Below are 13,276 nucleotides of genomic sequence, written 5' to 3' on the forward strand. Positions count from 1 at the left end.
GGACAGTCTACGTGTGCGTAGTGACGAGTTGGAGTATCGTACTCAACGTGTGAAGTTGAGATTGTGATACCACGCTCACGCTCTTCTGGAGCGTTATCGATTGATGCGAAGTCTTTAGCTACACCACCGTATACTTTTGCAAGTACGTTAGTGATTGCTGCTGTTAGAGTTGTTTTACCGTGGTCAACGTGGCCGATTGTACCAACGTTTACGTGCGGTTTTACGCGTTCAAACTTTTCTTTTGCCATCTTAAAAAATTCCTATAAAGAAATTAACGCCTGACCCACTATTGGGCCAGACAAGCTAAATCATATAACAGCGCGAGCTGCAATTATTGCATCTGCAACGTTTTTAGCGGCTTCTGCATACTTCAAAAACTCCATAGAGTAAGATGCACGGCCTTGTGTTGCAGATCGCAGATCAGTTGCATAACCAAACATTTCAGAAAGTGGTACTTGCGCATTAATTTGCTTAAGACCACCGAATGCTTCTTCCATGCCTTCGATCATGCCGCGGCGACGGTTTAAGTCACCAACTACATCACCCATGTTTTCTTCAGGAGTGATAACTTCAACCTTCATTACTGGTTCTAGAAGAGCTGGGTTTGCTTCAAGCGCACCTTTCTTCATCGCCATTGAACCTGCAATCTTAAATGCCATTTCATTCGAGTCTACATCATGGAATGAACCATCATATAGAGTCGCTTTAACGCCAAGTAATGGGTAGCCAGCAAGCACACCTTGAGACATTTGCTCTTGGATGCCTTTGTCTACCGCAGGGATGTATTCTTTAGGAACAGCACCACCAACGATTTCGTTAACGAACTCGTAAGTTGGCGCTTCATCATCCGAAATATCCATCGGTTCAAGTTTAAGCCAGACGTGACCATATTGACCACGACCACCTGATTGACGTACGAACTTCCCTTCAACTTCAACAGCTGAACGGATAGCTTCACGGTATGCTACCTGCGGCTTACCAACGTTACATTCAACACTGAATTCACGTTTCATACGGTCGACAATGATATCAAGGTGAAGTTCACCCATGCCAGAAATAATAGTCTGGCCTGATTCTTCGTCAGTTTGTACTCTGAAAGATGGATCTTCTGCCGCTAGTTTACCTAACGCGATACCCATCTTATCTTGGTCAGCTACTGTGCGAGGCTCAACCGCAACAGAGATAACTGGCTCTGGGAACTCCATACGCTCAAGCGTAATAATTGAGTTCGGATCACACAGTGTCTCACCTGTTGTTACGTCTTTAAGACCAATAGCCGCTGCGATGTCGCCTGCGTAGACTACTTTGATCTCTTCACGTGAGTTTGAATGCATCTGAACGATACGACCAAGTCGCTCACGCTTACTTTTAACTGGATTATATACCGCATCACCCTGTTTAACAGTACCAGAGTAAACACGGAAGAAGGTCAAGGTGCCAACGAACGGGTCTGTCGCAATCTTAAAAGCAAGTGCGGCAAACGGTGCGTTGTCATCAGCAGGACGTTCTTCCTCAGTACCATCTTCAACGATACCTTGGATTTGTTTCACTTGTGTTGGCGCAGGCATATATTCGATAACAGCATCAAGCACAGCTTGAACACCCTTATTCTTAAATGCACTACCACACGTCATTGGAACAATTTCGTTTGCTAATGTGCGCTGACGTAAAGCTGCTTTAATTTCAGCTTCGGTCAGGTCTTCACCTTCTAGATATTTGTCCATTAGTTCTTCTGATGCTTCAGCAGCGCTCTCAACCATGTGAGAACGCCATTCTTCTGCAAGCTCCAGAAGCTCTGCCGGAATGTCCTCATAAGTGAAAGTCATGCCTTGATCTTCGGCATTCCAGTTAATGGCTTTCATCTTAATAAGGTCAATAACACCTTTAAAGTCGTCTTCAGCACCAATTGGTAGCTGAATTGGAACAGGCGTTGCTCCAAGACGAGATTTCACCTGGTCCACAACTGTTAAGAAGTCAGCGCCAGTGCGATCCATTTTGTTTACGAAGATCATGCGAGGAACTTCGTATTTGTTCGCTTGACGCCAAACTGTCTCAGTTTGCGGCTGTACACCAGATGAAGCACAAAGAACAACTACCGCACCATCTAGTACGCGTAAAGAACGCTCTACTTCGATAGTGAAATCTACGTGTCCTGGCGTATCAATGATATTGATGCGATGGTCGTCAAATTGAGCGTCCATCCCTTTCCAGAAACACGTTGTTGCAGCAGAAGTGATTGTGATACCACGCTCTTGTTCCTGCTCCATCCAATCCATAGTTGCAGCACCATCATGTACTTCACCGATCTTATGAGAAAGACCCGTGTAGAACAGAACACGTTCTGTTGTGGTGGTTTTACCTGCATCTACGTGAGCGCAAATACCGATATTGCGATAGCGCTCAAGTGGAGTTGTACGTGCCATATGATCCTCTTAAAGGTTAAGGGCAGATTACCAACGGTAATGAGCGAATGCTTTATTCGCTTCAGCCATACGGTGAACGTCTTCACGTTTCTTAACCGCAGTGCCTTTGTTGTCAGCAGCGTCAACGATTTCTTGAGCTAAACGTAAGCCCATAGATTTTTCGCCACGCTTACGTGCAGCGTCTACTAACCAACGCATACCTAATGCGTTGCGACGTACTGGACGTACTTCAACTGGTACTTGGTACGTTGAACCACCAACACGGCGAGATTTAACCTCTACCTGTGGGCGAACGTTTTCAAGTGCAGCTTCAAAGATTTCAAGGTGCGACTTGCCTGATTTCTCAGCAGCCACGTCTAACGCACCATAAACGATTTTTTCAGCAGTAGATTTCTTGCCGTCTAACATTACTACGTTAACGAATTTAGCAAGAAGTTCCGATCCGAACTTAGGATCTGGAAGAATTTTACGTTGACCTATTACGCGTCTTCTAGGCATTTTGTATCTCCGGTATCTTCAGGTTTGCTCTTTTAGAGTCAATACCCAAAACAATTAATTTAAAAATTTAGTGCTTGGCCTTACTAACGGAGAACCATTAGCCCTTAGGGCGTTTAGCACCGTATTTAGAACGAGCTTGACGACGGTCGCTAACGCCTGCACAGTCAAGTGCACCACGTACAGTGTGGAAACGCACACCTGGTAAGTCTTTAACACGACCACCACGGATTAGGATTACACTGTGCTCTTGTAAGTTGTGGCCTTCACCACCAATGTAAGATGTTACTTCGAAACCGTTAGTTAAACGAACACGCGCTACTTTACGTAATGCAGAGTTTGGTTTCTTAGGTGTAGTTGTATATACACGAGTACATACACCACGCTTTTGCGGACAAGCTTTAAGTGCAGCTGAGTTACTTTTAGTAACTTTGCTACGACGTGGCTTACGCACTAGCTGGTTAATAGTTGCCATTTAAATAGCTCCTGAAATTAAAATTACTACTGAAAAAATAAAAAATCCGCCCTGTTTACATGCTCGTTACAAAACGTGCAGGCAAATGGGTGGCGGAATTTTAATGAGCAAAGTTTAACCTGTCAACCTTAACTCATCGTAAGGCAGAAGATAACTGCCTTACGATTTCTTAATCTATTGATTAAGTTGAGATTATTGGTTTCCAGAGATATCTGCGTTTAGTGCGTCAGTTAGTGCTTGAGTTGCCTCTTCAGCGCTTACTGTTTGCTCTTCAACGATTTCACCTTGCTTGCGACGGTTTAAACGGTCTTGGTGATACGCAAAGCCTGTACCAGCTGGGATCAGACGACCCACGATTACGTTTTCTTTCAGACCACGAAGCTCATCGCTCTTACCATTTACAGCGGCTTCAGTTAGGACACGAGTTGTCTCCTGGAACGATGCTGCAGAAATGAAAGATTCTGTTGCAAGTGACGCTTTAGTGATACCCATTAACTGGATTTCAAACTTCGCTGGGATCTTGCCTTGTTTCTCAAGTTCACGGTTAGAAATATTAACGCGTGCTACTTCAACTTGTTCACCGGCTAAGAACTCAGTGTCACCGCCGTCAAGGATGATACATTTACGTAGCATCTGACGAATAATTGTCTCAATGTGCTTGTCATTGATCTTAACGCCTTGCAAGCGGTAAACCTCTTGCACTTCGTTAACGATGTAGTTAGCTACATGAGTTACACCACGTAGGCGTAAGATGTCATGTGGTGACTCAGGACCATCGGCGATAACTTCACCTTTAGACACTTGCTCACCTTCGAACACGTTAAGTTGACGCCATTTAGGGATCATCTCTTCGTATGCGTCACCCTCAGCTGGAGTGATTACAAGACGCTTCTTACCTTTTGTTTCTTTACCGAAGCTGATAGTACCTGTGATTTCTGCAAGGATTGCAGGATCTTTCGGCTTACGTGCTTCGAATAAGTCAGCTACGCGAGGTAGACCACCCGTGATATCACGAGTCTTCGAACCTTCTTGCGGAATACGTGCAAGTACGTCACCTGGGTTTGCAGTTGCGCCGTCTGTTACTTCAATCGTTGTGAATGAAGGAAGACGTGTTTCTTGCAGACCACGCTCATCGCTTTCGATGATTAGTTTAGGTTCTTTCGCATTCGCTTTACCTAAGTCTTTAACAACCACACGTGTTAAACCAGTTAACTCGTCTGTTTGTGCTTCGGTATTTGAGTCATCAATGTCGCTGAACGAGATTTTTGACTTGTGCTCAAGAACGATTGGGTGACTATGCGGGTCCCAAGTAGCAACGATGTCGTTACCTTGAACTTCTGCATTATCTTGTACTGCTAACACCGCACCGTAAGGTACTTTATAACGCTCTTTCTCACGACCAAAGCTATCGATGATAGTGATCTCTGTTGAACGAGACGTGATAACAATCTTACCGTCTGTGTTTAATACGTACTTCGCATTGTGTAACTTCAATGTACCGTTAGTTTTAACTTGTACACTGTTTTCAGCAGACGCTCGAGATGCCGCACCACCGATGTGGAAGGTACGCATCGTAAGCTGTGTACCCGGCTCACCGATTGATTGTGCCGCGATAACACCTACTGACTCACCTGGATTGATGATGTGGCCACGCGCAAGGTCACGACCGTAACACTTAGCACATACACCAAAGTCATTATCACAAGTGATTACTGAACGAACGCGTACTTCATCCACTGAGTGCTCTTCTAAAAGGTCACACAGTTTTTCGTCAAGCATGATGTTACGCTTAACAAGTACTTCGTTAGTATTTGGAATTAATACATCTTCAGCAACAACACGACCTAGTACACGCTCACGAAGTGCTTCTACAACGTCACCACCTTCGATAAGCGGTTTCATTGTTAAGCCATCTTCTGTGCCACAGTCGTCTTCGTTGATTACTAAGTCTTGTGCAACGTCTACTAGACGACGCGTTAAGTAACCCGAGTTTGCTGTTTTAAGTGCTGTATCGGCAAGACCTTTACGCGCACCGTGCGTTGAGATGAAGTACTGTAGTACGTTTAGACCTTCACGGAAGTTCGCCGTGATTGGTGTCTCGATGATTGAACCATCTGGACGTGCCATTAGACCACGCATACCCGCTAACTGACGGATCTGAGCGGCGCTACCACGTGCACCTGAGTCTGCCATCATAAACACTGAGTTAAATGAAGATTGCTCTTCTTCTTCGCCTTTAGCGTTGATTACAGTGTCTTTTGATAAGTTCGCCATCATCTCACGTGATAAGTTTTCATTTACACGTGACCAGATATCGATAACTTTGTTGTACTTTTCACCAGCCGTTACAAGACCTGATTGGAATTGTTGGTTGATTTCAGTTACTTCAGCTTCCGCTGATTCAATGATTTCTGCTTTAACCGGTGGGATAACTAAGTCATCAATACCGATTGAAACACCTGACTTCATCGCGTAGTGGAAACCTGTGTACATTACTTGGTCAGCAAAGATAACGGTATCTTTAAGACCTAGACGACGGTAACACTCGTTTAATAAGCCAGAAATTTGTTTCTTACCTAGGGCTTGGTTGATTAACTCAAACGGCATGCCTTTAGGTAGAATTAGTGAAAGAATTGCACGACCTACTGTTGTTTCAACAATAGATACTTGCTCAACTGCTTCACCTTCTTCATTGTTAACTGTTTCGCTAATACGTACTTTTACGCGCGCATGTAGCTCAGCATTACCACTGCGGTATGCTTTTTCAGCTTCTTTAGGATCTTTAAATACAGTACCTTCGCCTTTCGCATTGATGCGATCACGAGTCATGTAGTAAAGACCTAATACAACGTCCTGTGAAGGAACGATGATTGGCTCACCATTCGCTGGAGATAGGATGTTGTTTGTAGACATCATTAGAGCACGTGCTTCTAACTGTGCTTCAAGCGTTAACGGTACGTGTACCGCCATTTGGTCACCATCGAAGTCAGCGTTGTACGCCGCACAAACTAATGGGTGTAAATGGATCGCTTTACCTTCGATAAGCACAGGTTCGAACGCTTGGATACCCAAACGGTGAAGTGTTGGTGCACGGTTAAGTAATACTGGATGTTCACGAATTACTTCGTCTAATACATCCCATACTTCTGCCACTTCACGCTCAACCATCTTCTTAGCTGCTTTGATAGTCGTAGCCATGCCGCGACGCTCTAGTTTGCCGTAGATAAATGGTTTGAATAGCTCAAGTGCCATCTTCTTAGGAAGACCACACTGGTGTAGTTTAAGCGTAGGACCTACTGTGATTACAGAACGGCCAGAGTAATCTACACGTTTACCAAGTAAGTTCTGACGGAAACGACCTTGCTTACCTTTGATCATATCAGCAAGCGATTTAAGAGGACGTTTGTTAGAACCTGTGATCGCACGACCGCGACGACCGTTATCAAGTAGCGCATCTACCGCTTCTTGTAACATACGTTTTTCGTTGCGTACGATAATGTCTGGTGCTGCTAGATCTAATAGACGCTTAAGACGGTTATTACGGTTAATAACACGACGGTAAAGGTCATTCAGATCAGAAGTCGCAAAACGACCACCGTCTAGTGGTACTAATGGACGTAGATCAGGCGGAAGTACTGGAAGTACTGTCATGATCATCCACTCAGGGTTGTTACCTGATTGGTGGAAAGATTCCATTAATTTAAGACGTTTAGTGATCTTCTTACGCTTAGTTTCAGAGTTAATTGTAGGTAACTCTTCACGCATTTCAGCAATTAATTGGCCAAGATCAAGTTCACGAAGCAAGTCTAATACTGCTTCTGCACCCATCTTCGCTTCAAACTCATCACCGTGCTCTTCTAGTGCATCTAGGTACTCTTCTTCACCTAAAAGCTGACCACGCTCAAGCGTTGTCATACCAGGCTCAGTTACTACGAATGATTCGAAGTAAAGTACGCGCTCGATGTCACGAAGTGTCATGTCTAGCATTAAGCCGATACGTGACGGTAATGATTTTAAGAACCAAATGTGCGCAACTGGGCTCGCAAGCTCAATGTGACCCATACGGTCACGACGCACTTTAGTAAGCGTTACTTCAACGCCACACTTTTCACAAATAACACCACGGTGCTTAAGGCGCTTATATTTACCACATAAACACTCATAATCTTTCACTGGGCCGAAAATACGGGCACAGAATAAGCCGTCGCGCTCAGGCTTGAAAGTACGGTAGTTGATTGTCTCAGGTTTCTTTACTTCACCGTATGACCATGAACGAACCATATCTGGCGAAGCAAGACCAATGCGAATTGCATCGAATTCTTCGGTCTTATTTTGTTGCTTCAGAAACTTAAGTAAGTCTTTCACCTTAGCTCTCCTGTCGGAGGTTAATCTTGAGGGCGAACCAATCGCCCCTACATTCTATTCGGCCTAACAGGTGCGGCTTACGCCGCACCTAAATGGCTTAATTTTCTTCCAACTCGATGTTGATACCCAGTGAGCGGATTTCTTTCAACAATACGTTGAACGATTCTGGCATACCTGGTTCCATCTTATGGTTACCATCTACGATGTTCTTATACATCTTAGTACGACCGTTCACGTCATCCGATTTCACTGTTAGCATTTCTTGTAGAGTATATGCAGCACCGTAAGCTTCTAGTGCCCACACCTCCATCTCACCGAAACGCTGGCCACCGAACTGAGCTTTACCACCCAGCGGCTGCTGAGTAACAAGGCTGTAAGAACCAGTTGAACGTGCGTGCATCTTGTCATCAACCAAGTGGTTAAGTTTCAGCATGTACATGTAACCAACAGTTACTTGACGTTCGAACTGATCGCCAGTACGGCCATCATAAAGTGTAACTTGACCGCTTCTTGGATAACCACCAAGCTCTAGTAAGTCTTTGATTTCGCTTTCACGAGCACCATCAAAGGCTGGAGTTGCGATCGGTAAACCACCTTTCAAGTTATTAGCTAAGCGACGAACTTCATCATCAGAGAACGAGTCGATATCAACTTTCTGACGACAATCACCTAATTCGTAAACTTTCTTAACGAAGCTACGGATTTCGTGCAGTTCACGCTGCTCTTTCATCATTTCTTCTAAGCGCTCACCCACACCACGTGCAGCAAGACCCATGTGTGTTTCTAGGATCTGACCGATGTTCATACGTGATGGTACACCTAGCGGGTTCAGAACGATGTCTACCGTACGACCTTTGTCATCGTATGGCATATCTTCTACTGGTACGATAGTCGAGATAACACCTTTGTTACCGTGACGACCCGCCATCTTATCACCCGGTTGGATACGACGTTTAACAGCTAGGTATACTTTAACAATCTTAAGTACGCCTGGTGCTAAGTCATCACCTTGAGTGATCTTACGACGTTTGTTTTCAAACTTCTTATCGTATTCAGCTTTAAGCTCATCGTACTGGGCAGCTAGTTGCTCAAGTTCAGCTTGCTTGTCTTCTTCAGCAAGGCTTTGAGTAAGCAGCTTTTCAGCATTTAGTGATGCAATTGAATCTGCGTTCAGACCTGCGTCAACAAGTAACTTACGAGCACGGTCTAATACACCTGCTTCTAAGATACGGAACTCTTCGTTGAAGTCTTTCTTCGCTTCGCGAAGCTGCATGTCTTCAACTTCTAACGCACGCTTATCTTTTTCAACACCGTCACGGGTGAAAACTTGTACGTCGATTACAGTACCAGTTACAGAGTTTGGTACGCGTAAAGAGCTGTCTTTAACGTCTGACGCTTTCTCACCGAAGATAGCACGTAGTAGCTTTTCTTCTGGTGTTAATTGCGTTTCGCCTTTCGGAGTCACTTTACCTACTAGGATATCGCCGCCTTTAACTTCAGCACCGATATAAACAACGCCTGATTCATCAAGCTTGCCTAGTGCAGACTCACCTACGTTAGGGATATCTGCTGTGATCTCTTCAGGACCTAATTTAGTATCACGTGCGATACATTGTAGTTCTTGAATGTGGATAGTCGTTAGACGATCTTCTTGAACTACACGCTCTGATAATAGAATTGAATCCTCGAAGTTATAACCGTTCCATGGCATGAATGCCACGCGAAGGTTTTGACCAAGTGCTAAGTCACCTAGGTCAGTCGAAGGACCATCTGCTAATACGTCACCACGTGTTACCGGCTCACCAACCATACAAGTTGGTTTTTGGTTAATACATGTATTTTGGTTTGAGCGAGTGTATTTAGTAAGGTTGTAAATATCGATGCCCGCTTCACCTGGAATACGCTCATCTTCATGTACATTTACAACGATGCGGCTTGCATCCGCATACATTACTTCACCACCACGCTTAGCAACGATAGTTACACCAGAATCTTTCGCTAGTGTAAGCTCGATACCTGTACCTACCAGCGGTTTGTCCGCGATAAGTGTTGGTACGGCTTGACGTTGCATGTTTGAACCCATCAATGCACGGTTAGCATCATCGTGTTCTAGGAACGGGATAAGTGCTGCCGCTACAGAGATCACCTGTTGTGGTGATACGTCCATATATTGCTGATCCATTTTGCCCATAAAGGTTGATTCACCTTTGTGACGACATGGAATTAGTTCATCAACAAACTCATTGTTTTCGTTCAAGTTTGAGTTCGCCTGAGCGATAACAAACTGACCTTCTTCAATGGCTGATAAGTAATCTACTTCATCAGTAACTACACCGTTTACCACTTTACGGTAAGGTGTTTCTAAGAAACCATAGTCATTCGTACGTGCGTACGTAGACAATGAGTTAATTAGACCGATGTTTGGACCCTCAGGCGTTTCGATTGGACATACACGACCATAGTGAGTTACGTGAACGTCTCGAACCTCGAAGCCAGCGCGTTCACGTGTTAAACCACCCGGGCCTAATGCAGAAATACGACGCTTGTGCGTTACTTCTGAAAGCGGGTTATTTTGGTCCATGAACTGTGATAACTGAGATGAACCAAAGAACTCTTTAACCGCAGCCGAAATAGGCTTAGCGTTAATAAGATCTTGTGGCATTACAGCGTCAAGGTCACCTAAGCTTAAACGCTCACGTACAGCACGCTCAACACGTACTAGACCAACGCGGAATTGGTTCTCAGCCATTTCGCCAACACTACGGATACGACGGTTGCCTAAGTGGTCGATATCATCAACATCGCCAACACCGTTACGAATAGCGATAAGCACTTTCATAACAGCTACGATGTCTTCTTTCGATAATGTGCCAGGGCCAGTATCTGAGTCATAACCTACACGGCTATTGAACTTCATACGACCAACTGTTGATAAATCGTAACGCTCGTCAGAGAAGAACAAGTTATCAAATAAGGCTTCAGCCGCGTCTTTCGTCGGTGGCTCGCCTGGGCGCATCATGCGATAAATTTCTACTAATGCTTCTAAACGGTTGCTTGTTGTGTCGATACGTAATGTATCTGACATGTAGGCGCCGCTGTCCACTTCGTTGATATATAGTGTATCAATCTTAGTGTGACCTGCTTTAACCAATTCAGCCATTAGCTCAAGTGATAGCTCGTCATTCGCGTTTGCGATGATCTCACCAGTTGACTCATCAACATAGTTTCTAGCTACAACACGACCAATGATGTACTCATGCGGTACTTCTAATTGGTTAATACCTTTTTTCTCGATGTTCTTGATGTGACGCGCAGTAATACGACGACCCGCTTCAACAAGGACTTCACCGTCTTCGCCTTTGATATCAAAAGCGGCAGTTTCACCACGTAAGCGTGAAGGAACAAGTTCCATAAGAACTTTACCGTCAGCAACTTCAAACGCAGTTGTATCGAAGAATATCTCTAGGATTTCATCCGTTGAGTACTCAAGTGCACGTAGGATGATTGACGCCGGTAATTTACGACGACGGTCAATACGTACATAAAGGTTATCTTTTGCATCAAACTCGAAGTCTAACCATGAACCACGGTAAGGAATTACACGCGCGTTATAAAGTACTTTACCTGACGAGTGAGTTTTACCGCGGTCGTTATCAAAGAATACACCAGGGCTACGGTGTAGCTGAGAAACGATAACACGCTCTGTACCATTGATAACAAAGGTACCGGTATCAGTCATGAGCGGAATTTCGCCCATGTAAACTTCTTGCTCTTTAATGTCTTTAACTGTGCCTGGTGCTTCTTTGTCCATCACCACAAGACGCAATTTTACGCGAAGTGGAGCAGAATAAGTCACACCGCGAATTTGACATTCTTTTACATCGAATACTGGCTCACCAATACGATAACTTACGTATTGAAGCTCAGAATTTCCCGAGTAGCTTTTGATAGGAAACACAGAACGGAAAGCAGCTTCCAAACCGTGATCGCCATCAGCGTCAGGGACTAAGAATTTTTTAAACGATTCTAACTGCGTCGACAGTAAGAAAGGTATATCCAAAACTTGTGGACGTTTACCAAAATCCTTACGGATACGTTTCTTTTCAGAATAAGAGTAAGCCATGGGGTTCCTCAGCTTGCTGATCTTTGACCCGACCTGTTCTTGTAAGAACAGACTTAACTGGCATCTAAGCCAAGATGTACAACATTAAATTGTTGTTCTATTTTGCTCTGACACTTTCAACACCAAACTAGGTAACAACTTGAAAGTAAAGAGAAAATTAGATTTTATTTGCGTTACAGGATTGCATCGCTCTATAGCGCAAAAAGGCCGGTGATTAAATAATCACCAGCCCTTGCCTGATTACTCAGGCAGCGAACCTAGCGTAAGCTAGATTACTTAACCTCAACTTCAGCACCAGCTTCAGTAAGGTCTTTTGCAAGTGCTTCAGCTTCTTCTTTAGATACACCTTCTTTGATAGGTGCAGGAGCAGCTTCAACAAGTGCTTTAGCTTCTTTAAGGCCAAGACCAGTAGCACCACGTACAGCTTTGATAGCTGCAACCTTGTTAGCGCCAGCGCCAGTAAGGATTACGTCGAACTCAGTCTTTTCTTCAGCTGCTTCAGCAGCAGGACCAGCAACAACAGCAGCAGCTGCAGTTACGCCGAATTTTTCTTCCATTGCTTCAACTAGAGCAACAACGTCCATTACTGACATTTCAGCAATAGCATCAAGGATTTGGTCTTTAGTTACAGACATTACAAATTTCCTAATTATTACGGACTAAATATAGCCCAAAAAAAATATTACACCGAAAGTGAACAAAAAAACAGCTTAAAATTAAGCAGCTTGCTCTTCTTTCTGTACACGTACTGCTTCAATTGTTTTACACAATTTACCTGCAGACGCTTCTTTCATAGCGCTCATTAAGCGTGCAACAGCTTCGTCGTAAGTAGGTAGAGTTGCTAGCATAGCTGCGTCTACTACGTTACCTTCAAATGCAGCCGTCTTAACTTCGAATTTCTCGTTCTTCTTCGCGAAATCTTTGAAGATACGCGCAGCAGCACCTGGGTGCTCTGAAGAGAAAGCGATTAAGCTTGGACCTACAAGTGAGTCAGAAAGGCACTCAAAATCTGTACCTTCAACAGCACGTTTAGCTAAAGTGTTACGAACAACTTTCATCCATACACCAGCTTCACGAGCTTCTTTACGAAGGGCAGTGATAGCACCAACTGTTACACCACGAGAATCTGCAACAACTGCAGAAAGAGCACCAGTGGCTGCTTCGTTGACTTCAGCAACAATTGCTTTTTTGCCTTGAAGATTTAAAGCCATGGGTGTTACTCCTGGTTTAATGGGTTGCCGAAATTGGCTTCCCTGTTCTACTCTTCCCCATCAAAGATGGAGATGCTTTTTACGGCGAGAGCCAGAAGATTAGGAAAAATCTATCTGGGGATTCACACCGTCTACGTAGGTAAAATATTAAGGCCGAAGCCGCCTACGGTCTTGGACGGAAGCC

8 protein-coding genes are annotated in these 13,276 nt (G+C 44.3%); all 8 read right to left on the minus strand.

What is annotated here, in order from left to right; genetic code table 11:
• The coding region (locus tag AOG26_RS19525; RefSeq protein WP_235523726.1) for a GTP-binding protein at positions 1-248 on the minus strand (248 nt) is incomplete at its 3' end.
• A gap of 60 nt (positions 249-308) precedes the next feature.
• On the minus strand, positions 309-2,423 hold the full coding sequence (fusA, locus tag AOG26_RS19530; RefSeq protein ID WP_054563999.1) for an elongation factor G: 2,115 nt from the start codon (positions 2,421-2,423) through the stop codon (positions 309-311).
• A 27-nt stretch (positions 2,424-2,450) separates the two neighbouring features.
• Complete coding sequence (gene rpsG / locus AOG26_RS19535; protein WP_054554834.1) at positions 2,451-2,921, minus strand: 30S ribosomal protein S7; 471 nt, start codon at positions 2,919-2,921, stop codon at positions 2,451-2,453.
• A gap of 97 nt (positions 2,922-3,018) precedes the next feature.
• Positions 3,019-3,393, minus strand: a complete 375-nt coding sequence (gene rpsL / locus AOG26_RS19540) for a 30S ribosomal protein S12 (RefSeq protein ID WP_002958885.1) — start codon at positions 3,391-3,393, stop codon at positions 3,019-3,021.
• Positions 3,394-3,585: 192 nt separating this feature from the next.
• The gene (gene rpoC, locus AOG26_RS19545) at positions 3,586-7,758 is read right to left on the minus strand and encodes a DNA-directed RNA polymerase subunit beta' (protein ID WP_054564000.1); all 4,173 of its coding nucleotides are present in this window, start codon (positions 7,756-7,758) and stop codon (positions 3,586-3,588) included.
• Between the two features lie 97 nt (positions 7,759-7,855).
• Positions 7,856-11,881, minus strand: coding sequence for a DNA-directed RNA polymerase subunit beta (gene rpoB / locus AOG26_RS19550; RefSeq protein ID WP_054564001.1), 4,026 nt, complete (start codon positions 11,879-11,881; stop codon positions 7,856-7,858).
• Positions 11,882-12,153: 272 nt separating this feature from the next.
• The gene (rplL, locus tag AOG26_RS19555; protein ID WP_054554830.1) at positions 12,154-12,516 is read right to left on the minus strand and encodes a 50S ribosomal protein L7/L12; all 363 of its coding nucleotides are present in this window, start codon (positions 12,514-12,516) and stop codon (positions 12,154-12,156) included.
• Positions 12,517-12,597: 81 nt separating this feature from the next.
• Complete coding sequence (gene rplJ, locus AOG26_RS19560) at positions 12,598-13,092, minus strand: 50S ribosomal protein L10 (RefSeq protein ID WP_054554829.1); 495 nt, start codon at positions 13,090-13,092, stop codon at positions 12,598-12,600.
• Positions 13,093-13,276: the final 184 nt, after the last annotated feature.

It is taken from the genome of Pseudoalteromonas sp. UCD-33C, from assembly GCF_001306895.1.
Lineage (GTDB): Bacteria > Pseudomonadota > Gammaproteobacteria > Enterobacterales > Alteromonadaceae > Pseudoalteromonas.